Here is a 21,452-nt window from a genome sequence, read left to right on the forward strand (position 1 = left end):
TACCGTTTCACCCATGTTTGACGCCGTCATCGTGGGTGCCGGTTTCGCCGGTATCGGCGCAGCCATCCAGCTCAAACGGCTGGGGATCGAGAACTTCGTGATCCTCGACCGCGAGGACGACCTCGGCGGCACCTGGTATGTGAATCACTATCCCGGACTTGCCGTCGACGTCCCCACCACCACCTATTCCTATTTCTTCGAGCCGAACCCGAACTGGTCGCGGCTGTTCTCCACCGGCACCGAGATCAAGCAGTACGCCGACGACGTCGCCGACAAGTACGACGTGCGCCGCCACATCCGGCTGAGCACCGTGGTCGAGGGTGCGCGCTGGGACGAAGAGACCAGCCAGTGGCAGGTGAGCCTGGCCGACGGTGAGGTGTTGAGCACCCGCTACCTGATCACCGCGACCGGATTCCTGTCCCAGCCGAAGATCCCAGACATCCCCGGCATCGACAGCTTCGCGGGCCGCATCATCCACACCACGGACTGGCAGGACGATTACGACCCCGCCGGGAAGCGGATCGCGGTCATCGGCACCGGCGCCACCGCCGTGCAGCTCATCCCCGAACTGGCCAAGAAGGCCGCCGACCTGACCGTCTACCAGCGCACGCCGATCTGGGTGGTGCCCAAGATCGACCTCCGATTCGGGCCACTGGCGAAGAAGCTGTTCGCGCGCGTCCCGGCAACCCAACGGGTGCTGCGCTGGTTCACCGACTCGGTCTACGAGGTCATGGTGTCGATCGGTGTGGTGCACTACAAGACGTGCCGCGGGCGGGGCAACATCTCCGCGGCGGACCTGTCCAAGCTGCACCGGTTCATCACCATCCGAGACAAGGAACTGCGTCGCAGGCTCACCCCCGACTACGACTTCGGGTGCAAGCGACCGACGTTCAGCAACAGCTACTACCGGGCGTTCACCCGGGACAACGTCCACCTGCAGGACGTCGGCATCGACCACGTGCAGACCGACGGCATCGTCGGAAAGGACGGCGCCAAGAACGAGATCGACACCCTGGTGCTGGCCACCGGCTTCGACCTCTGGGAAGCGAATTTCCCCGCCATCGAGGTGATCGGACGTGACGGCCGTAACCTCGGAAAGTGGTGGCGCGAAACACGTTTCCAGGCCTATCAAGGCGTGTCCATGCCGTACTTCCCGAACTATCTCAGCCTGGCCAGCCCGTACGCCTTCCTGGGTCTGAACTTCTTCAATACGATGGAGTACCAGATGCGGCTGATGGAACGGCTGTTCGGCGAGGTGAAGCGCCGGGGTGCCACCACGTTCGAAGTCACCGAAGAAGCCAACACCCGCTACCTGGACCGGATGACCGAACTGCTCGGCGATTCGCTGTTCACCCTGGGCAACTGCGCCAGCGCGCGGTCCTACTACTACAACCCGGCCGGCGAACCCACACTGCTGCGGCCCACCACCACCGAAACCGCCATCCGGGAAGCCTCCGAATTCCCGTTGAGCGATTACGCCATCAACTGAGAGGGATTGCCTTGGCCGAGAAGAAGAGTTCGAGGGGCGCCACCCTGGCCGGCCTGTCGCTGGTCGGTGCCGGCCTGGCGCATTTCGTCGCCCCGCAGGTGTTCGAACCGATCACCAAACCCGCCTTCCCCCGCGACACCGCCCGCCACATCAAGACCAACGGCACCATCGAGACCGCCCTCGGCGCCGGCCTGCTTTTCCCGCAGACCCGCAAGCTGGCGGTCCTCGGCGCCCTGGGCTACGGCGCCTATCTGGGCGTCAACGCCGCGAGAAACCGCTGATCGACACCCTCGCGCTCGCGGCACCGGGCCGCACGCCCCGACGCATCCTGACGATCGCCGGATCGGACTCCGGCGGTGCCGCCGGACTGCAGGCCGATATGCGGACCTTTGCCATGCTCGGCGTGCACGGCTGCGCCGCGGTGACGGCCGTCACCGTACAGAACTCATTGGGCGTCAAGGCGTTCCACGAGATCCCCGTCGACGTGGTGGCCAGGCAGATCAGCGCAGTGGCCTCCGATATCGGTATCGAGGCGGCCAAGACCGGCATGTTGGCCTCCACCGGCATCATCGAGACGATCGTCGCCACCTGGCGAGCGGAACAACTGGTCGGTAGTGTCCCGCTCGTGGTGGATCCGGTGTGCGCCTCCAATGTCGGTGAGCCACTGCTACATCCGAGCGCACTCGACAGCATGCGCAATGCGCTGATCCCGCTGGCGACGTTGGTCACGCCGAACCTCGACGAGGTGCGCCTGCTGGTCGGCATCGACGTCGTCGACGACCGCAGTCAGCGGGACGCCGCCCGCGCCCTGCACGCACTGGGACCGCGCTGGGCGCTGGTCAAGGGCGGCCATCTGCGCACCTCTGCGGTCAGCACCGATCTGCTCTTCGACGGCTCGGAGTTCCACCAGTTCGCCGCGGCCCGCATCGGCACCCCCCACGATCACGGCGCCGGTGACACGCTCGCCGCGGCCATCGCCGCCGCGCTGGCGCACGGCCATCCGGTGCCCGCCGCGGTGAGCTTCGCCAAATCCTGGGTCACCGAATGCATCCGGGCCGCCTACCCGATAGGACGGGGCCACGGACCGGTGAATGGGATGGCCCGGCTGCTGTGAAGCGCACGCTGGGCGTCTTCGATGCCGTGGTGATCGGGTTGGGCTCGATGATCGGCGCCGGCATCTTCGCGGCCCTCGGCCCGGCGGCGGCCGCGGCGGGTTCGGGCCTGCTCATCGGCCTGGCACTGGCAGCGGTGGTGGCGTACTGCAATGCGACGTCCTCGGCGCGGCTGGCGGCGCTGTACCCGCAGTCCGGTGGCACCTACGTCTACGGCCGGGAACGACTCGGCGACTTCTGGGGGTACACCGCCGGCTGGAGTTTCATCGTCGGCAAGACCGCCTCCTGCGCGGCGATGGCACTCACCGTCGGCGCCTACGTCTGGCCGCAGTACGCCCACGGGGTTGCGGTCGGCGCGGTGCTGGCGTTGACCGCCGTCAACTATGCGGGCGTGCAGAAGTCGGCGCTGCTCACCAGGATCATCGTCGCGACCGTGCTGGGCGTATTGGCCGCCGTGGTGGTGACCCTCGCCGGCGCGGGCGAGGCGGACCGGCTCAGCATCGGCGCAGACGCCGACGCATGGGGTGTGTTGCAGGCCGCCGGCCTGTTGTTCTTCGCGTTCGCCGGCTACGCGCGCATCGCCACCCTGGGCGAGGAGGTCCGCGACCCGGCCCGCACCATCGTGCGCGCGATTCCCATCGCGCTCGGGATCACCCTGGTGGTCTACGCGGTGGTGGCGGTCGCGGTGCTCTCGGTGCTCGGCGGCACCGGATTGGCCACGGCGACCGCGCCGCTGGCCGATGCCGTGACGGCGGCCGGCCATCCGGAACTGGCTCCGGTGGTTCGCGTGGGGGCGTCGGTGGCCGCGCTGGGTTCACTGCTGGCGCTGATTCTCGGGGTCTCGCGCACCACCCTGGCGATGGCCCGGGACCGGCACCTGCCCGCCGCGCTGGCTGCCGTGCATCCGCGGTTCGGCAGCCCCCATCGCGCCGAGGTGGCGGTCGGGATCATCGTCGCCACACTGGCCGCGTTCGTGGATATCCGTGGTGCCATCGGCTTCTCGTCGTTTGCGGTCCTGGTGTACTACGCGATCGCCAATGCCAGCGCCTGGACGCTGGCGCCGCGACGCCGGATCATCCCGGCGCTGGGGCTGGCCGGGTGTCTGCTACTGGCGTTCACGCTGCCCGTGAGCTCGGTGTCATGGGGCGCCGCGGTGGTGGCACTCGGGGCGATCAGATACCTGTTCCGATGAACGGTGCCGAATCCCGGCATCTTCGAGATACACCGCAGCCCAGATCATTTCGGTCAACGCGATGGCCAGCCTGTCATCTGCGGCCCCCGGGGGCTCACGCAACATCTGCGCGCAGCACCGCTCGACCATCCAGGTGATCACGCGAGCGGTCTGCTCCAGGTCGATATCACGCACCCGGCCCTGCGCCTGTTCTCGCTCCAGGAACTCACGCGTGTACTCCGCGTTGCGCTCGATCTGGCCACGGAAAGCCTCGTCGATCTCGGCGGTATAGCCGGCCACCTCCGCGATGGCGGCCAGCACGAGCTGGTGCCGACGGAAGGCGGCGATCACGTCACGCACCGCGTCCAGCATCTGCAGTGCATCGATCGGAGCGGCTCCCTGCTGCCACAACCGACCGAGCGCTCCGGCCACATCGGCAAGGACCTGCTCGGCGAACTCCGCGAGCAGCTCGGTCTTGCCCTTGAAGTACACGTAGAACGTCGGGCGCGAGCTGCCCGCAGCCACCGCGAGCCGTTCGACCCCCAGCTCGGTGAACGAGGCACCGCCCCGCAACAACTCCTCGGTGGCCTCCAGTAGACGCCGCCGGAATTCGACCCGGCGTTCTTGGCGGAGGCGCTCTGCCGACGTCATCGGTGCAGCTTAACAGGCCCGCACCCCGCACGAGACAGTATGTCTTAGACAATGCGTCTTGACATATCGTCAAGGTCCGGCCTACCGTCCTCAGCACCGTCGGCTGTGGCGCCGATCACGATCGACGGCCTCCGTGACAGCGTCGACCGTGAGGAATCACCGTGCCCATCTCCACCGTCACCGTCCCCGGCAAGCCGGACTTCGACGGGCTCGACGTCTCGGCTCGCGAGTTCTGGTCGCAGACCGCCCCGGAACGCGAGACAACCTTCGCCGAACTGCGCCGCCGGCGTCCCGTGTCCTGGCAGCGCCCGGTCGAGTCGAGCCTGATGCCGCTGCCGCCGGAGCCGGGGTACTGGGCGGTGGTCCGGCATGCCGATATCACCGAGGTGAGCCGCAACAGCGAGGTGTTCATCTCCAGCAGGGGTGTGCACATGGAACCGGTGCCTGAGGACCTCATCGAGGCCAGCTTCTCGTTTCTGGGCATGGACGGGCAGAAGCACGCCAAGATCCGCGGTCTGGTGCGGGCGGCCTTCACCCCGCGCGCGGTGAACCGACTCATCGACAGCATCGAGGCCAACGCCATCCGGATCGTGCGCGAACTCGCCGAATCGGGCAGCGGCAGCGACTTCGTGCGCACCTGCGCCGTCAAGCTTCCGCTGGTGACGATCTCGGACATGATGGGCGTTCCCGACTCACAGCGCGACGCGGTTCGCGACGCCGCCGACGCGATGGTCTCGGTCACCGACCCGACGTTCCTCGGCGATCGGAATCCCCTTGAGGTCATGGTGAGCAACCAGATGTTCCTGCATGCCATCGCCGTGAAAATGGCTCAGGACCGGCGGCGATCTCCTCAGGACGACATCATGACCAACCTGGTCCAGGCCGAGGTCAACGGCGAACGCCTGACCGACGCCGAAATCGGGGCGTTCATGATTCTGATGGCCGTCGCCGGCAATGACACGACCCGCCAGACCACCAGCCTGACCATGCGCGCTCTCACCGAGTTTCCCGACCAAAGTGCTTGGCTCACTGCCGATTTCGATGCACGGATCGGCAGCGCGATCGAGGAGTTCGTCCGCTGGTCCACACCGGTGATGACCTTCAGCAGAATCGCCGCGCGCGACTACGAGCTGGCGGGACAACAGATCGCCGCGGGCGACAAGGTCGTGATGATGTACTCCTCGGGCAATCGGGACGAGACGGTCTTCGACAATCCCGGCGTATTCGACCTGGCGCGGCACCCCAACCCGCACATCGCATTCGGCGGCGGTGGCGCACACTACTGCCTGGGCGCCAACCTCGCCCGGGCGCAGCTGCGTGCCTTGTTCGGGCAACTTATGAGCACCCTGCCCGACATCCAGGCCGAGGAGCCGACTTTCCTCGGCGGCAACTTCATCCACGGCGTGGCCGCCATGCCGTGTCACTTTCGAGGGGAACTCCATTGTCTGGCAAAGGCATTAGATACGAACAACCCGATCCGCGGATCGCCAGGATCGTGCTGGCCCGCCCCGATACCCGCAACGCGCAAGACACCGACCTGCTCTATGCGCTCAACGCTGCGTTCGACCGAGCCGCCCGCGACGACGAGGTCAAGGTGATCATCCTGGCGGCCGACGGCCCGCATTTCTCCTCCGGTCACGATATGCGCGAGGATCTCGACGGCGCGATGGACGGACGTACCACGGTGGGTACCTGGTGTGGCTTCGGATGCGATGGCGCCGAGGGTTACATGGCACGCGAGAAGGAGATCTATCTCGGCTTTTCGGAGCGGTGGCGCAATATTCCCAAGCCCACCATCGCCGAGGTCCAGGGCAAGGTGGTCGCCGGCGGGCTGATGCTGGTGTGGCCGTGCGATATCGTCATCGCGGCCGAGGACGCCGTCTTCGCCGACAACACGGTGGCCATGGGCATCGCCGGAGCGGAATTCTTCAACCACCCATGGGAACTGGGTGTCCGCAAGGCCAAGGAGATGTTGTTCACCTCCGATGCTGTCAGCGCCGCCGACGCCCACCGGCTCGGCATGGTCAACCATGTCGTCCCCAACGATGAGCTCAGCGAGTTCACCCTCACCCTGGCCCGACGGATTGCCGAACAACCGATGTTCGCGCTGAAGTTGGCCAAGGAGTCGGTGAACACCGCCCAGGACAACCAGGGGCGCGTCAATGCCATGCAGACATCCTTTGCCGCGCATCAGCTTTGCCACACGCACAACAGGATCGTCGGTGGTCACATCATCGACACGTCTTTCCTGACCCGCCAGCGCGAGATCGCCCGTCGCTGGTGACCCACCCCTGGCGAACCTCAGTCATCGCCACGTTGCGCCTCAAGGAGATAAGTGTTTCCCGGAACTCACGCCGCCGCTGATCCGCAGCGCCCGGCGGTCATCATGGCCGGCAGCGGTGACACCCTGACCTACGGCGACCTGGACACCCGCTCGGCACAGGTCGCCGCTGCGCTGCACGCCGCCGGCCTGCGCCGCGGTGACGCCATCGCCATCTTGGCCGACAACACCGCCGAGGTCTTCGTCATCTACTGGGCCGCAATGCGTTCCGGTCTGTACGTGACGGCGGTCAACCACCACCTGAGCGCGCCGGAAGCGGGTTACATCGTCACCGACAGCGGAGCGCAGGCATTCTTCGTCTCGGGTGCACTGGCCGATCTCGGTCGCCAGGTGCTCGACGAGATACCGGCCGACGTGGCGCGCTACGCCTTCGGCGCCGATATCGACGGATACCGTCCCTACCGCGAACTGCTCGACGCGGTGGTTCCCCCGCTCACCGACCAACCGCGCGGTGCGGACATGTTGTATTCGTCGGGAACCACCGGCCGCCCCAAGGGCATCAAACCGCACCTGCTGCCCATCCAGGTCGACGAGCCGGGGGACCCGGTTCTGGCGGTACTGCAGAACGCCTTCGACATCGGACCGGACGCCGTCTACCTCTCCCCCGCACCGATCTACCACGCCGCGCCGCTGAAGTACTGCGCCGGCATGCAGGCGCTCGGCGCGACCGTGATCCTGATGGAAAAGTTCGACGCCGAGCAGACATTGGCGGCCATCGAGACCCACCGCGTCACCATGACGCAGATGGTCCCGACGATGTTCGTCAGACTGTTGCAACTGCCCCAAGACATCCGATCGCGGTATGACCTGTCCTCGCTGCGCACCGTCGTCCACGCCGGCGCCCCCTGCCCACCGGAGGTCAAGGACGCCATGCTCGACTGGTGGGGACCGATCCTGGTGGAGTACTACAGCGCCACCGAGGCACACGGGATGACGATGATGAACTCCGCGCAGTGGCGCACCAAACGCGGGTCGGTGGGACGTGCGGTGCTGGGTACCATCCACATCTGCGATGACGCGGGTGCCGAACTCCCGGCCGGCGAGGTCGGCACCGTCTACTTCGAGCGTGACGCCATGCCCTTCGTGTACCACAACGATGCGGCCAAGACCCGCGAGGCCCAGCATCCCCATTACGAAAACTGGACCACCGTTGGGGATCTCGGCTACCTCGACGAAGACGGCTACCTGTTCCTGACCGATCGCAAGTCGTTCATGATCATCTCCGGCGGGGTGAACATCTATCCCCAGGAGACCGAGAACGTGTTGACCCTGCACCCCGCGGTGTTCGACGTGGCGGTGATCGGCGTCCCCGATCCGGTCATGGGTGAACAGGTCAAGGCCGTCGTCGCGCTGCGCCCCGGGTTCACCGCCGGGGATGACCTCGCCGCCGACCTCATCGACTACGTCCGTGACCGCGTCGCCCACTACAAGGCCCCCCGCACCGTCGACTTCGTCGACGCGCTACCACGTACACCCACCGGAAAACTGGTCAAGGGCACGCTCAAAGCCCGCTACATCGACACCACGAGGAGCCAGGCATGACCGCCACATCCACCAAGCGCTACATCGTCACCGGCGCCGCATCCGGCATCGGGCACGCGGTCGCCGAGCGACTGGTCACCGCGGGCGCGGAGGTGATCAGCTTGGACCGCAACACCCCGTCGGTGTCGGTCAAGCACCATATCGCGGTCGATCTGGCGGACCCGCAGAGCATCGACGCGGGGGTGAACCGGCTCGACGGCACGTTCGACGCGCTGATCAACGTCGCGGGCGTACCCGGGACCGCACCCGCGGCCACGGTGATCGCGGTGAACGTGCTGGCGGTGCGCCACCTCACCGAGGCCCTGATCGGCCGGCTGCGCGACGGCGGCTCCGTGGTCGTGGTGTCCTCGATCGCCGGATTCGGTTGGCCGGCAAGGATGCCCGCCATCCAGGCGTTACTGGCCACCGACGGGTATGCCGAGGGCGCACGCTGGTTCGCCGACAACCCGCAGGCCGGCAACGCCTACAACTTCTCCAAGGAGGTCGCCACGGTCTACACGATGGCCAAGGCACTGGAATTCGCGCAACGCGGGCTGCGGATCAACGCCGTCCTGCCCGGCCCGGTGGAAACCCCGATCCTGGCCGACTTCGAGGAGACGATGGGCAAGGACACCCTCGACGGCGCCAAGGCGCTGCTCGGCCGGCATGCCACCCCCGAGGACATCGCCGGCGCCGTCGCCTATCTGATCTCCACGGACGCCGGCTGGGTCAACGGCCAGACACTGGCCGTTGACGGTGGCGGCATGGCGGCGGTGGCCGCCGGCGTCATCCCCGCACCGGAAATGCGCTAGGACACACGATGAACCCTCAGACCCGAACCCCGCACGCGCGCACCGTCTTCGACACCGGACGCACCCGCCCCGCCGCATGGCGCATCGCACAGTTGCGTGCCATCGAGCGCATGTGCGACGAACAGGAACAGGCCATCGCGGCCGCTCTGCTCTCCGACCTCGGCCGCCCGGCCATGGAGGCGTGGATGGGTGACGTGCAGCCCACCAAGGCCGAAGCAGCGTTCGCGCGCAAGAGAATCCGCAAGTGGATGCGCAGGCGACGGGTATCGGTGCCGGTCAGCCAGCAGCCGGCTCGCGCCTGGATCCAGTACGACCCCAAGGGCGCGGTCCTGGTGATCGGTCCGTGGAACTACCCGTTCTACCTGGCGATGGCGCCGGTGGTGTCGGCAGTCGCGGCGGGCAACACCGTGGTGATCAAGCCATCGGAACTCGCCCCGGCCACCTCGGCGCTGATCGCCCGGCTGGTGCCGCGCTATCTGGATACCGAGGCGATCACCGTCGTCGAGGGTGATGCCCAGGTGACCCAGGATCTGCTGGCACAGGGATTCGATCACGTGCTGTTCACCGGCGGCACCGAGGTCGGGCGAAAGATCATGGCCGCCGCCGCGCCGACCCTGACACCGGTCACCCTGGAGCTGGGCGGCAAGAGCCCGGCCATCGTGGCCGCCGACGCAGACATCGCGGTGACGGCCCGCCGGCTGGCGCACACGAAGCTGGTGAACTCGGGACAGACCTGCATCGCGCCCGATTACGTGCTGGTGGAGCGAGCCGTCGCCGCCGAGTTGGTCACCGCGCTGTGCGCCACCATCGCCGAGTTCAGCACCACACCCGACCTGCCCATCGTCAACCAGCGCCAGTTCGATCGGTTGACGGCGTTGATCGCCGGCACCAGCGGCGAGGTGGTCGCCGGCGGCCGGTCCGATCCGGCGTCCCTGCGGATCGAACCGACCGTGATCCTCGATCCCGGACCGAGCGATGCGGTGATGTCCGACGAGATCTTCGGTCCCATCCTGCCGATCATCACCGTCGACTCGGTCGCCGAGGCCGTCGGCTTCGTCCGGCACCGGCCGCGGCCGCTGGCCCTCTACGTGTTCACCGAGACACCGGAGCGTGCCGAGGACGTGATCAATCGGACCGAATCCGGTGGCGCGGTGGTCAATCACGCGATCATGCACTGCCTGGTGCCGCAGCTGCCCTTCGGCGGTATCGGCCCCAGCGGCATGGGTGCCTATCACGGCTGGTGGGGATTCGAGGCGCTGTCGCACCGGCGTGCGGTGCTGACCAAGTCCACTCGCCCCGATCCCCGGCTGGTCTATCCCCCCTACACCGCGCTGTCCCGGAGGATCATTCGTCTGCTGCAGTAACAGTCCGCCCGGGGATCGGCGCCCGCACGGTGCGCCACGTCATCGGTTCGCGCGGTCCCGGAACGCCTGCACCGCGGTAGGCAGCGTGGGGAAGATCCGGTTCGGGCCCAGCTCGTCGTAGAACCCCGAGGCCACCAGATCGTCGAGGAGGTCCTGCTTGACGCGCGCCATGGCAAAGACGATGCCGCGCCGGGTGAGATCGATTCGCAGCTGCTCGAGGGCGTCGATCGCGGTCAGGTCCGGGTCCACGTTGGCCTCGGCGTTGTAGACGAACCATTCGACCCGATACCGTGCCTGCTCGACCGCCGCCATGGCGCGCAGCCGGAAGTTCTCGGCGTTGGCGAAGAACAGCGGTGCGTCGTAGCGGTACACCACCAGTCCGGGCACCTCTTCGGCCTGCGGGTAGTCGTCGATATCGTGCATTCCGGACAGGCCGGGCACGTAGCCGAGCACCCCGTCGTGTGGCCGCGCGATGCGCCGCAGGGTGTCCAGCGCGGACAGTGCGATGGCGACCAGGACGCCGTAGAGCATGCCGATCCCGAGGACGGCCACCGTGGTCGCGATCGCCAGGACCAGTTCGCTGCGACGGAATCGAGCCAGCCGCCGGAACGCGTCGATATCGATCAGTCGCAGCGCGGCGTAGACCACCAGCGCACCCAGCGCCGCGGTGGGGAAACCCGCCAGCAGATCGCCGCCCAGCACCAGCACCGCGACGACGACGGCCAGCATGACCAGGGAGTACAGCTGGGTGCGGCTACCGGCGGCGTCCCCGAGAGCGGTCCGGCTTCCGCTCGAGCTGACCGGAAAGCCCTGCGTGACACCGGTTGCCAGATTGCAGACTCCCAGGGCACGCAGTTCGGCGTTGGGGTCGATGGTCTCGTTCTTGCGCGAGCCGAAGGTGCGCGCGGTCAACACGTTGTCGGAGAAGGCGACCACCGAGATGCCCAGCGCGGCCACGCCCAGGCTGAGCAGATCGGCCGCCGACACCGCCGGCACGCCGAGCGTGGCGAATCCGGCCGGGATCTCGCCGATCACCGTGATCCCGTACCGCTGGAGGTCCAGGAGCCAGACGGCGGCGGTGGCCGCCAGCACCGCCACCAGAGCACCGGGCGAGGATGGGAAGAACCGGAACAACGCCAGCAGCAGGGCCAACACCGACACCGACATCGCCAAAGTGGGCCAGTTGGTCTCACCGATGTGGGCTGCGAAAGACGTTATCTGCGGCACGAATTGGTCGCCGTCGACGTCGATACCGGTGACCTTGCCGAGTTGACTGCCGATCATGAGCACGGCCACCCCGGTCATGTAGCCGATCAGGACCGGGCGCGACAACATCTCGGCCAGAAATCCCAGTCTGCACAGCGCGGCCAGCAGGCAGACGATGCCGACGAGAATGGCCAGCGCCGCCGCCAGCGCGGCGTATCGGGTGGGGTCGCCGATGGCCAGCGGGGCCAGCGCCGCGGCCGTCATCAGCGCTGTCGTCGACTCCGGTCCGACCGACAGCTGGCTGGAGGAACCCACAATCGCGTAGACGGCCATCGGAACCAGCGCCGCCCACAGCCCGGCGACCGGAGGCAGGCCGGCCAATGTCGCATACGCCATCACCTGCGGTATCAGGTAGGCCGCCACGGTCAGGCCGGCGATCACGTCACCGCGCAACCAGGCGCGCCGGTAGTGCCGAAGGTCGGCCGCGCCGGGCAGCCAAGCCATCACCAGTTGTGCTGCGCGACGATCCCTCATGGTGTGTAGTCAACACTCGTGACACGATTTGGTTGGAATTATGTCGGGCCCGATGCCGATGTCGTCGCACCCGACGAACGGTTGAGTTGGCCGCGCACCCTGGGCATCGGCGCCCAGCACGTGGTCGCGATGTTCGGTGCGACGTTCCTGGTGCCGGTGCTCACCGGATTTCCGCCCGCCACCACCCTGCTGTTCTCCGGGGTCGGCACGATTGCGTTCCTGCTGATCACCGGGAACCGGCTGCCGAGTTACCTGGGTTCGAGCTTCGCGGTCATCGCACCGGTCACCGCGGCGGTGACCGCACAGGGCACCGGCAGCGCGCTGGGTGGCCTGATCGCCGTGGGGCTGCTCCTCATCCTCATCGGCGGGGTCGTGCACCTGATCGGCACCCGCTGGCTGGATCTGGTCCTGCCACCGGTGGTGACCGGCGCGATCGTCGCGCTGATCGGGTTCAACCTGGCCCCGGCGGCCAAGACCAACTTCGAACAGGGCCCGCTGGTCGGGATGGTGACGCTGGTGCTGCTGGTCGGGGCGCTGGCGTTCTTCAAGGGCCTGGTCGGCCGGCTGGCGATATTCCTGGCGGTGGTCATCGGCTATCTGTTGGCGCTGGCGCTGGGCGAGGTGGACACCGCCGCGATCGCCGGCGCGGCCTGGATCGGGCTGCCCGAATTCCAGACGCCGACGTTCAGCCTTGCCGTACTGCCGTTGTTCCTACCGGCGGTGATCGCGCTGGTCGCGGAGAACATCGGGCACGTGAAATCGGTGGGTCAGATGACCGGCACCGACCTGGACCCGTTGATGGGCAGGGCGCTGGCCGCCGACGGGGTGGCCACCGTACTTGCCGGTGCCGGCGGAGGTTCGGCCACCACCACCTACGCCGAGAACATCGGCGTGATGGCCGCCACCCGCATCTACTCGACTGCCGCCTACTGGGTGGCCGCCGTGGTGTCCATCGCATTGTCGTTGTGCCCCAAGGTGGGTGCGACGATCTCGGCGATTCCGCCCGGCGTGCTCGGCGGAGCCACCATCGTGCTCTACGGCCTGGTCGGGGTGCTCGGCATCCGGATCTGGCTGACCAATCAGGTGGACTTCTCCAAGCCGGTCAACCAGATGACGGCCGCCATCCCGTTGATCATCGGGATCGCCGACTTCACCTGGCAGGCAGGGTCGTTGACGTTCACCGGTATCTCGCTGGGCGCCATCGCCGCACTGGTCGTCTACCACGGGATGACCGGACTGGGCGCTATTCGCCGAGCGCGTTGACCACCCGGGTGAACACCGTGGGCAGCGCCGCGGACGCCGGGGTGATAGCCGCCCGCACCGGGGGTATCCCGGTGGCGTGCAACAACCCCGCGGTCAGGAGTCGGTACCGCCGCGTCAGCGCGCGCCAGCGACGGTCGTAGTCCGCGGTACGGTCGGTCGCGACGCAGTCCACCAGCACTTCGGCTGCGCCGAACGCCAATCCCAGGCCCTCACCGGTCAACGCGTCCACGTAGCCGGCGGCGTCACCGACCAGCAGCACCCGCCCGGCCGCGCGATGCCGGACCTTCTGCCGCAGCGGTCCGGCGGCACGGTCCTGGCCGTGCGGCACACCGTTCAGACGGTCCTGCAGGGCCGGGAACTGCCGCAGGTGTTCCTCGAATCCTCCGCGGGTCGATGTGAGGATCGCGACGCCCACGCAGTCGTCGGCGACCGGGGTCACATACGCCTCCCCGGCTGCTGGGCTCGCACCCCAGTGCACCTCCACACAGTCCGACCACGGTGCGATCTGGACGTGGCGCCGGATACCCCACCTGCGACGCTTCGGTTCCTCGGCCGCCAGTCCCAGCGACCGGCGGATCGGCGAGTGCAGCCCGTCCGCCGCGGCCAGGTAGCGAGCCCGCAAACCCGCGGCGCGCACGCAGGTCTGGTCCTGGATCACCGCACCGACCTCCCCCGACACCACCTGCACCCCGGCGTCGGCGACGGCCTTGGACAGCGCGTCGTGCAGCACCGTGCGGCGGACCCCGCGGCCCGGGCCACCGGCGAACCGGGCCTCCGCGGTGCGGCGGCCGTCGAGGTAACGGATGCCGTAGAAGTTCCGGTGCGGGTGTCCGGCGAGATCCACACCGAGGCGGTCGAGGTGAGCCAGCGAATGCGGCATGAGGCCCTCACCGCAGGCCTTGTCGATCGGCCCGCGCCGCTGCTCGACGACGACGACCTGCAGCCCCGCCCGCGCGGCGTGCGCGGCGGTGACCAGCCCGGCCGGCCCACCCCCGGCCACCAGCAGGTCGATCACGATGGACTCGTCAGACTTTTGAGTGCGTCGTTCTCGACCCGGATCCGGGTGCGCAGCAGCAACGCGTTGGCCACCGAGAACACCGCCGCGGTGATCCAGGCGCCGCCGACCAGCGGCAGTGCCGCGCCTTCCAGGATCACGGCCAGGTAATTGGGATGCGGGACAAAGCGATACGGCCCGCCCGCAACGCGCGGGGCGCCCGGCACCACGACCACCCTGGTGTTCCACTGCGTGCCGAGGGTGCTGATGCACCACCAGCGCAACGCCTGGGCGGCCAGCACCACCCAGAACGCCGGCCAGATCCACCGTCTGCGGGCCCTCGCCTCGTACACCGCCCCGGCGAGCAGGCCGGTGTGCAACGCCACCATCACCGGATAGTGCCCGGCGCCGAACTCCCGGCCTCCGTGGGCCGTACTCCATTGCAGATTGCGCTTGGACACCACGAGTTCGGCCAGCCGCTCCACGGCGACCAGCAGGATCAGTGCGATATAGCCCCGCATCGGTTCAGCGCCACCGCAACAGCACGAGTTCGGAACAGAAACCCGGGCCCATCGCCATCAGCACACCCGGGGTTCCGGCGGCCGGCCGTTTTCGGATGGTGTCGCGCAGTACGTGCAGCACCGACGAGGAGGACAGGTTGCCGATCTCGGCGAGCGACTGCCAGGTGAGGTCCAGCGCATCCGCCGGCAGCGACAGCGTGTCGATGATGGCCTCGATCACCTTCGGGCCACCGGGGTGGCTGACCCAGGTGCCGATATCGGGAACCGTGAGGTCGTGTGCATCGAGGAACTCGGTGACGTCGTCACCGAGGTAACGACCGACGAAGGACGGCACCTCGGCGCTGAGCACGATTTCGAAGCCGTCGGTGCCGATGTCCCAGCCCATCGCGTGCAACGAATCCGGGTACAGGTGGCTGCGCGAGTCCAGCACATCCGGGCCGGCCGGGTTCAGCCGCTCGGCCCGCTGCGCGCCGACCGCCACCACCGCCGAGGCGCCGTCCCCGAACAGCGCACCCGCCACCAGTGTCGGCATGGACGGATGGTGTTTGCGGGTCAGCGAACACAGTTCCACCGACACCAGCACCGCGACCTTGTCCGGCGCGCCACGCAGGTAATCGTGCAACCGGGCGATACCGGCGGCTCCGGCCACACAACCCAGACCGAAGATCGGGATCCGGCGCACATCCGCACGCAGCCCCAGTTGCCCGGCGATGCGGGCGTCCAGCGACGGGACCGCCGCACCGGTCACCGTGGTGGTCACGATCAGGTCGACGTCTTCGGGCCGCAGCCCCGCTTCATCCAATGCGCCCGCCAGCGCGGCACACCCGAGTTCGGTCGCATGCTCGATGAACAGATTGTTCGCCGCTCCGAAATCGGTCAACGCGGCATACTCCTCCAGCGGCCGCACAAGGTAGCGGCTGTTCACCTTGGCGCTCTTGTGCAGGCCGCGGACGGCGTCTTCGAGACCGTCGTATCCGGGCAACGCGAGCAGCGCTTCGGTGATCTCGTCCTGGGTGTACCGGTGCGGGGGCAGCACCCCGTGCACCCCGGCAATGGTGCTGTGAGTGGGCATTCCGGCGAGATTAGTGGCCATACCGTCATTACGGGGCGCTACACCGTTTGGTTCAACGCCGTTCGGACCACACTTTCAGTGATTCAGTCCGATCCGGTCATGCAGCCGGGCCAGCGGCGCGGGCGCCCACCAGTTCCACCGGCCCATCAGCTGCATGAACGCCGGCACCAGGACCATGCGCACCAGCGTGGCATCCATCAACACCGCCAGGGTCAGACCCAGACCGAACATCCGCATGAACGACACATTGGCCGCGATCAGTGCGGCGAACGAGATCGACATCACCAGCGCGGCAGCGGTAACCACGCGACCGGTACGGGCCAGACCGAGCGCCACACTCTCTCCGACATCGACCGAGGTGCGATCCGAGGCCAACCAGTATTCGCGGATCCGTGCGAGCAGGAACACCTCGTAATCCATCGACAACCCGAAGGCGATACAGAACAGCAGCACCGGGATGTTCGCGACCAGGGTGCCGGTGGCCGTCGTGCCCAGTGCGTCCAGGTGCCCGTCCTGGAAGATCCACACCATCGCGCCGAAAGTGGCAGTCAGCGACAAGATGTTGAGCACCAGCGCTTTCAGCGGCAACACCACACTGCCGGTGAGCAGGAACAGCAAACAGAACGTGATGGCCGCGATCAGGGCCAGCACCAATGGCAGCGTCGCGGCGATCGCCTGCACGCTGTCGCGGTCGGTCTGCGCCACCCCGCCGAGTAACACCTGCCGGCCCCCCGGGCCGGCCACCTCGTGCAACCGATCCAGCTGCGCCGAGGAGGCCTCGGAGAACAACGGTGCAGAACTGGACACCCGCAGGAATATGCTGCCGTCACGTTCCACCGGCGGCGCGACCCCCGAAACGTCGGCCACCGCCGACAATTCGGCCGTATAGCGGTCCAGCTCGGAGGGCGCCAGCCCGGCCGCGTCGGGGATGACCACGGCGATATCGGTCGCCGAGTTGTGCGCGAAGTCCTGGCGCAGCTGCTCACCCACCTGATGTGCCGACGCGGTCACCGGCAACACCCGGTCATCGGGGAAGCCCCACTTGACCCCGGCGAACGGCAGGCCCAGCAACACCAGCAGCACCACCACCGCCACACCGATCGGGACCGCCCGACGCAAGACGAATGTGGTTGAGCGGTACCAGAACTGTTGTTCCACCGGACGCGGTGTGCGCGCCGGCCCGCGCATCCGGTCGCCGAGCAGCACGACGGCCGCCGGGGTGAGCACCAACGCCGCGATCGCCGCGAACACCACGGTGGCCACCCCGGCGTAGGCGAAAGACTTCAGGAAGTACATCGGAAACAGCACCAGCGTGGACATCGGCAACGCCACCGTCGTCGCCGAGAACACCACGGTGCGCCCCGCCGTCACCATCATCCGCACCAGGGCGTCCTCGCGGCCCGCTCCGTCGGCGAGTTCGTCGCGGTAGCGGCTGATCATCAGCAACGTGTAGTCGATGGCCAGCGCCAGACCCATTGCCATGCAGAGATTCAGAGCGAACACCGACACATCGGCGGCCATCGTGATCAGCCGCAGCACCGCCAGCGAACCGAGGATCGCCATCACGCCGACCACCACCGGCACCGCGGCGGCGAGCAACCCACCGAACACCCACACCAGGACCAGGAAGCTGAACGGGATGGCAATCGACTCCATCACCAGCAGGTCGCGCTGTGACTGCTCGGTGATCTGGGTGTTCACCATGGCCAGGCCACCGGCCTGCACGCGCACGCCGTCCCGGTCGTGGACCAGGGTGTCGACGAGCTCCTTGGCATGATTCTGGGCGTACTTCTCACCCCCGGTGATACCGGCGACGATCAATCCCGCGGTGCCGTCCCGGCTGAGCAGTTCGGCGGCGGCGGGTTGCGGCACGGTCCACGCCGAACTCACCTCGGCCACCTGCTCGGAGTCCCGCAGCGCCGACACGATCTCGGTCCCCACCCGGCGGGCGTCGGGGCTCATGGCGCCCGACGGGTCCGACACCACGAGCAGCAACTGCATATCACCCTGGTTGAACCTGCCGGTCAGCAGTTCGGCCGCCTGGCTGGATTCCGCGCCGGGATCCTGGAATCCGCCGGCGGTCAACTTCTGGGTGACCGGGACACCGAAGATCGCCGCCGCGACCGCGAGCAGTGCGGCGACGACGAGGATCCGTCGGGGCGCGGCGATGGCAAGACGCGCGAGGCGTTCGAAAACGCCGGGTTTTTCCACCGGCTCATGGTGCCCGATGGCTACCCGTCCTGGGTCTCCACGTGGGCGCGGATGCGGCCCTCGTCGTCGAGCCAGCCCTTGGACTCGGCGTAGGAGACCATCCCCGCCAGCTTCTGCTGCCAGTCGGGGTCGCCGGCGCGCCCGGCGAGTGCGGTCAGGTCAGCGGGATCCACCCAGGAGTGCGCCGCGGTGACCACCACGACCTTGAAGGAGGTGAAATCCTCGGGTTCGACGACCTCGACGTGCGGCGGGGTGGTGCGGGGATCGATGCGCAGATACATGTGTCCTCATCCTTGGCGGTGTCGGCGGTCCCGGGCCGGGACACCGTTGACGCCCTCGATCGAATGCGCGTAGGTGCCGATGGCGAAAGCCAGCGCCGGTCCGGTGATCGACAGCGCACGGTGGTCGACGTTCTCGATGTCATCGCGGGCGGTGCCGTGGTTGGGGTCGAAGGCGGCCCCGGCGCGCCCACCCCAGAGTCGGGCCTGCACGGCGCTCTTGCGCTGGTTCGATCCGGTGGTCAGTCCACCGACGGGCACGCCCGCGGTCAGGAACGGGCCGGAGTCGCCGGCGCTGTCCAGCGGGATGTCGGCCGGCCGGACGCCGGCAAGGTTGAGGTAGCCGGCCAGGGTGCGCTCGATCCCGGCCGAACCCTCGGGTGCCTCGTTGGTCGCGGCGGACTGGTCACCGTCATATGTGAAGAAGCCGGCGTTCTGCGAGCCGAGCATGTCCGCATCCAGGTAGATGGCGATGTCGTCGAGCTGGCCCGCGTCCAGACCGGAGACGTATTTGCCTGCCGCGCCCAGACTCTCGGACCCCCAGAAGGCGAATCGGACGGCGTTGCCATCCGCGGGCGCCGGCCCCAGCGCGGCGGCGATGCTCAGCAACGCCGCCACCCCGGTGCCGTTGTCGTTGATCCCGGGGCTGCGGGGCGCGCTGTCCAGGTTGGCGCCGGCCATCACCACATTGGTGGTGTCGCCGGTGGTGGTCTGGGCGAGGACATTGCGTGATTTCGCCACGGAGGCCTGCGCGTCGAGGGTCAGCCGGACCGGTGCGGTGGTGCGGCGCAACGCAGCATCGGTGGTGCGGTCGATGACGGCGACCGGCAGCGTGAGCTTCTGGTAGTAGCCGGGCTCGAACAGCCCCTTGGTACCGCCGGCGCTCACCACCAGCAGGCCCACCGCGCCCTTGGCGACGGCGGCGTTCTGTTTGACGACCACCGAACACCCGGTGTCGTCGACGATCGCCAGCGCTCCGCGCACATCGCCGTAGTCCGCGGCGGCGCACCCGGCGGGTTTGCGGGGCCGCAGGGACGGGCCGCTGACTCCGCCGCGCGGGGTGCCCGCGAGTGGGGATGCCTGCGTGACGGGGTAGCTGCGGCCGCCGATCTGCAGGGTCGGCTTCCCCGGGTCGCCCATCTTGAGCCATTCGAATTCCGGTGTGCTGACCTCGAATCCGCCGTCACGCAGCACACCGACGACATACTCGACCGTGGCCTCGTACCCGGGTGTGCCGACCGCCCGGTTGCCCCGGTTGGCGGCGGCGATACCGTTGAGCTCCTCGAGGTGGCCGAAGATGGCGTCGGCGTTCACCTTGCCCGCGAGGTCACGGGCCGGGTCGGCGGGCGCGGGTTCCGGTGCCGCCGCACACGATGTCAGCATCAGCGCAGCGGCCGCCACCGCCAGCGCTCGTCTCATGAGTCGGACTGTGCGTGCCGGGTGCGGTCCTCGCGCACCGGCACTCCGTTGCGGCCGCTGATGTCCTGTGCGTAGAAGGCCGTCGAGTAGCCGACTCCACGGCCCAGGATCTCAAGTGCCGTGCGGTCGATGTGGTCGAGGGTGTCGGTGGCCTTGTGATAGTTGGGATCGAACGGCTGGTCGGCGTTCCCGCCCCAGAGCTCGGCCTGCTCGGCGGTCATGTTCTCCTCGGCGCCGGAGAACAGTCCACCGGAGGGGATTCCGGCCTGGGTGAAGGCGTCGTAATCGGAGCGCCCGTCAAAGCTGGTGTCCCTGCCCGGCTTACCCGCACCGTCGAGGTACCCGATCAGTAGGCGTTCGATCCCGGCGGAGCCCTCCGGTACCCGGGGGACGCTGCCGTCGGCCGCCGGTGGCGCGGACTGGTTTCCGTCATAGGTGAAGTAGCCCGGATTCGGCGAACCCACCATGTCGAAGTTCAGGTAGAGCGCGATGTCCTTGAGCGCCTCGGCATCCAGCCTGCCGACGTAGTCCGCCGAGCCCCGCAGGCCGAGTTCCTCGGCGCCCCAGAATCCGAAGCGGACCGCGTTCTGGACGTCCGGCGAGCTGCCCATCTGCAGCGCGGTCTCCAACACCGCGGCCACCCCCGAGCCGTTGTCGTTGATCCCCGGCCCCTCGGGCACGCTGTCCAGGTGGGCACCCACCATGACGACGTTCTCGGTGGATCCGGTCGTGGTCTGGGCGATCACGTTGCTGGTCTTCTTGACGTCGACACCGGCCGTGAGTTTGACGGTGGCCTCGCCGGGGTTGGCGCGCAAGCGGGCGCCCTCGGCCTCGGTGATCGCCAGGACCGGGATCTTGACCGTGGTCTTACTGCCGAGGGTGCCGCCGAATTCCTCGACCTTGCGGTCCTCGTTGTCGGCGATGAGCAGTGCGACCGCTCCCCGTTTGGCGGCGATGCCGGCCTTCTCGCCGAACTGACAGGTCCCGCGGTCCACCAGCACCACCGCCCCCTGTACCGGCAGGCCCTCGTAGTCGGCGTCGGCGCAGCCCGGGCTCTCGTCGGCGGGCGCGGCGACCAGAGGGCCGGACACACCCTGCGGATCGGTGCCGACCGTGAAGGACATGCCCTTGGCGCTGACCTTGCTGCCCGCCACCGTCACGTCGGGCTCCTCGGCGAACGGCTGCCGCACCTCGAACTCTTCGGTCTTGGCATCGAACCCCTTGTCACGCAACAGGTTCACCACGTAGTCGACACTGGCCTGATAGCCCGGCGTGCCCATGGCGCGGTTACCGCCGTGCTGATCGGCGATCTCCTGCAGCCGGGTCAGGTGTCCCATCATGGCGTCGATATGCAGGCTCTGAGCGATCTTCTCGGCGTACTCCGCCGGTGCCCGCGATGCCGCGTCCTCGGCGTCCCTGGCGCAGCCGCCGATCCCGACGGCGAGGGCGGCCACGGACAGCATGGCCACCAGGGACCGTGATCTGAACTGCAT

Annotated in this window: 19 protein-coding genes; 10 read left to right on the forward strand and 9 right to left on the reverse strand. The window is 68.0% G+C overall.

What is annotated here, in order from left to right:
* Positions 1-13: 13 nt before the first annotated feature.
* From A7U43_RS26930 to A7U43_RS26945, 4 genes are read left to right on the forward strand one after another with little or no spacing between them, the layout of a single operon-like run.
* Positions 14-1,489 (forward strand): flavin-containing monooxygenase, encoded by a 1,476-nt coding sequence (locus tag A7U43_RS26930; protein WP_068001264.1) that lies wholly within the window; start codon positions 14-16, stop codon positions 1,487-1,489.
* 11 nt (positions 1,490-1,500) lie between these two features.
* Positions 1,501-1,770 carry a hypothetical protein gene (locus A7U43_RS26935; RefSeq protein WP_068001266.1) on the forward strand — a complete coding sequence of 90 codons (270 nt, stop codon included), beginning with the start codon at positions 1,501-1,503 and terminating at the stop codon, positions 1,768-1,770.
* On the forward strand, positions 1,767-2,603 hold the full coding sequence (gene thiD, locus A7U43_RS26940; protein WP_068001269.1) for a bifunctional hydroxymethylpyrimidine kinase/phosphomethylpyrimidine kinase: 837 nt from the start codon (positions 1,767-1,769) through the stop codon (positions 2,601-2,603). The genes A7U43_RS26935 and thiD overlap by 4 nt, the downstream gene beginning before the upstream one ends.
* A gap of 47 nt (positions 2,604-2,650) precedes the next feature.
* Complete coding sequence (locus A7U43_RS26945; protein ID WP_231963743.1) at positions 2,651-3,793, forward strand: APC family permease; 1,143 nt, start codon at positions 2,651-2,653, stop codon at positions 3,791-3,793.
* Here A7U43_RS26945 and A7U43_RS26950 read toward each other — a convergent pair.
* Positions 3,740-4,423: a TetR/AcrR family transcriptional regulator gene (locus A7U43_RS26950; protein ID WP_068001274.1), complete on the reverse strand. Its 684-nt coding sequence runs from the start codon at positions 4,421-4,423 to the stop codon at positions 3,740-3,742. The genes A7U43_RS26945 and A7U43_RS26950 overlap by 54 nt on opposite strands.
* 167 nt (positions 4,424-4,590) lie before the next feature.
* On the opposite strand from A7U43_RS26950, the gene A7U43_RS29415 reads away from it, so the two are divergent.
* The 5 genes from A7U43_RS29415 to A7U43_RS26970 are packed head-to-tail and all read left to right on the forward strand — an operon-like array spanning position 4,591 to position 10,461.
* Positions 4,591-6,021 carry a cytochrome P450 gene (locus tag A7U43_RS29415; protein ID WP_231963745.1) on the forward strand — a complete coding sequence of 477 codons (1,431 nt, stop codon included), beginning with the start codon at positions 4,591-4,593 and terminating at the stop codon, positions 6,019-6,021.
* A complete protein-coding gene (locus tag A7U43_RS26955) occupies positions 5,919-6,707 on the forward strand; it encodes an enoyl-CoA hydratase (RefSeq protein ID WP_231963479.1) in 789 nt (262 codons plus the stop codon). The genes A7U43_RS29415 and A7U43_RS26955 overlap by 103 nt, the downstream gene beginning before the upstream one ends.
* A gap of 51 nt (positions 6,708-6,758) precedes the next feature.
* Entirely contained in the window at positions 6,759-8,306 is a 1,548-nt protein-coding gene (locus A7U43_RS26960; protein ID WP_082902330.1) for an acyl-CoA synthetase, read from the forward strand.
* Positions 8,303-9,097 carry a coniferyl-alcohol dehydrogenase gene (locus A7U43_RS26965; protein WP_068001283.1) on the forward strand — a complete coding sequence of 265 codons (795 nt, stop codon included), beginning with the start codon at positions 8,303-8,305 and terminating at the stop codon, positions 9,095-9,097. Before A7U43_RS26960 ends, A7U43_RS26965 begins: the two co-directional genes overlap by 4 nt.
* An 8-nt stretch (positions 9,098-9,105) precedes the next feature.
* The gene (locus tag A7U43_RS26970; protein ID WP_068001286.1) at positions 9,106-10,461 is read left to right on the forward strand and encodes an aldehyde dehydrogenase family protein; all 1,356 of its coding nucleotides are present in this window, start codon (positions 9,106-9,108) and stop codon (positions 10,459-10,461) included.
* 39 nt (positions 10,462-10,500) lie between these two features.
* Here A7U43_RS26970 and A7U43_RS26975 read toward each other — a convergent pair whose 3' ends face one another.
* Positions 10,501-12,201: a SulP family inorganic anion transporter gene (locus A7U43_RS26975; RefSeq protein WP_411289545.1), complete on the reverse strand. Its 1,701-nt coding sequence runs from the start codon at positions 12,199-12,201 to the stop codon at positions 10,501-10,503.
* Positions 12,202-12,219: 18 nt separating this feature from the next.
* Between A7U43_RS26975 and A7U43_RS26980 the strand changes: the two genes are divergently transcribed.
* Positions 12,220-13,464: a uracil-xanthine permease family protein gene (locus tag A7U43_RS26980; protein WP_068001292.1), complete on the forward strand. Its 1,245-nt coding sequence runs from the start codon at positions 12,220-12,222 to the stop codon at positions 13,462-13,464.
* On the opposite strand, the gene A7U43_RS26985 is transcribed toward A7U43_RS26980, so the two are convergent.
* The 7 genes from A7U43_RS26985 to A7U43_RS27015 all read right to left on the reverse strand — a co-directional run bounded on the left by A7U43_RS26985 (position 13,445) and on the right by A7U43_RS27015 (position 21,452).
* The gene (locus A7U43_RS26985; protein WP_068001295.1) at positions 13,445-14,479 is read right to left on the reverse strand and encodes an NAD(P)/FAD-dependent oxidoreductase; all 1,035 of its coding nucleotides are present in this window, start codon (positions 14,477-14,479) and stop codon (positions 13,445-13,447) included. The two genes, A7U43_RS26980 and A7U43_RS26985, sit on opposite strands and share 20 nt — an antisense overlap.
* Entirely contained in the window at positions 14,476-14,979 is a 504-nt protein-coding gene (locus A7U43_RS26990) for an isoprenylcysteine carboxyl methyltransferase family protein (protein ID WP_068001297.1), read from the reverse strand. Before A7U43_RS26990 ends, A7U43_RS26985 begins: the two co-directional genes overlap by 4 nt.
* 4 nt (positions 14,980-14,983) lie before the next feature.
* The gene (locus A7U43_RS26995) at positions 14,984-16,051 is read right to left on the reverse strand and encodes a type III polyketide synthase (RefSeq protein ID WP_156526042.1); all 1,068 of its coding nucleotides are present in this window, start codon (positions 16,049-16,051) and stop codon (positions 14,984-14,986) included.
* 75 nt (positions 16,052-16,126) lie between these two features.
* Positions 16,127-18,262, reverse strand: a complete 2,136-nt coding sequence (locus tag A7U43_RS27000) for an MMPL family transporter (protein WP_068001303.1) — start codon at positions 18,260-18,262, stop codon at positions 16,127-16,129.
* Between the two features lie 20 nt (positions 18,263-18,282).
* Positions 18,283-18,543 carry a hypothetical protein gene (locus tag A7U43_RS27005; protein ID WP_068001305.1) on the reverse strand — a complete coding sequence of 87 codons (261 nt, stop codon included), beginning with the start codon at positions 18,541-18,543 and terminating at the stop codon, positions 18,283-18,285.
* 6 nt (positions 18,544-18,549) lie between these two features.
* Positions 18,550-19,959, reverse strand: coding sequence for a M28 family peptidase (locus A7U43_RS27010; protein WP_068001308.1), 1,410 nt, complete (start codon positions 19,957-19,959; stop codon positions 18,550-18,552).
* Complete coding sequence (locus A7U43_RS27015; RefSeq protein WP_068001310.1) at positions 19,956-21,452, reverse strand: M28 family metallopeptidase; 1,497 nt, start codon at positions 21,450-21,452, stop codon at positions 19,956-19,958. The genes A7U43_RS27010 and A7U43_RS27015 overlap by 4 nt, the downstream gene beginning before the upstream one ends.

It is taken from the genome of Mycobacterium adipatum, from assembly GCF_001644575.1.
Lineage (GTDB): Bacteria > Actinomycetota > Actinomycetes > Mycobacteriales > Mycobacteriaceae > Mycobacterium > Mycobacterium adipatum.

Excerpts from the sequence above, each read along its gene's own strand:
- A7U43_RS26965 (WP_068001283.1), top strand. The coding sequence starts at position 8,303 with ATGACCGCCACATCCACCAAGCGCTACATCGTCACCGGCGCCGCATCC.
- A7U43_RS26995 (WP_156526042.1), bottom strand. The coding sequence starts at position 16,051 with ATGCCCACTCACAGCACCATTGCCGGGGTGCACGGGGTGCTGCCCCCG.
- A7U43_RS26930 (WP_068001264.1), top strand. The coding sequence starts at position 14 with ATGTTTGACGCCGTCATCGTGGGTGCCGGTTTCGCCGGTATCGGCGCA.
- A7U43_RS27010 (WP_068001308.1), bottom strand. The coding sequence starts at position 19,959 with ATGAGACGAGCGCTGGCGGTGGCGGCCGCTGCGCTGATGCTGACATCG.
- A7U43_RS26975 (WP_411289545.1), bottom strand. The coding sequence starts at position 12,201 with ATGAGGGATCGTCGCGCAGCACAACTGGTGATGGCTTGGCTGCCCGGC.
- A7U43_RS26950 (WP_068001274.1), bottom strand. The coding sequence starts at position 4,423 with ATGACGTCGGCAGAGCGCCTCCGCCAAGAACGCCGGGTCGAATTCCGG.
- A7U43_RS26945 (WP_231963743.1), top strand. The coding sequence starts at position 2,651 with ATGATCGGCGCCGGCATCTTCGCGGCCCTCGGCCCGGCGGCGGCCGCG.
- A7U43_RS26970 (WP_068001286.1), top strand. The coding sequence starts at position 9,106 with ATGAACCCTCAGACCCGAACCCCGCACGCGCGCACCGTCTTCGACACC.
- A7U43_RS27005 (WP_068001305.1), bottom strand. The coding sequence starts at position 18,543 with ATGTATCTGCGCATCGATCCCCGCACCACCCCGCCGCACGTCGAGGTC.
- A7U43_RS27015 (WP_068001310.1), bottom strand. The coding sequence starts at position 21,452 with ATGCAGTTCAGATCACGGTCCCTGGTGGCCATGCTGTCCGTGGCCGCC.
- A7U43_RS26990 (WP_068001297.1), bottom strand. The coding sequence starts at position 14,979 with ATGCGGGGCTATATCGCACTGATCCTGCTGGTCGCCGTGGAGCGGCTG.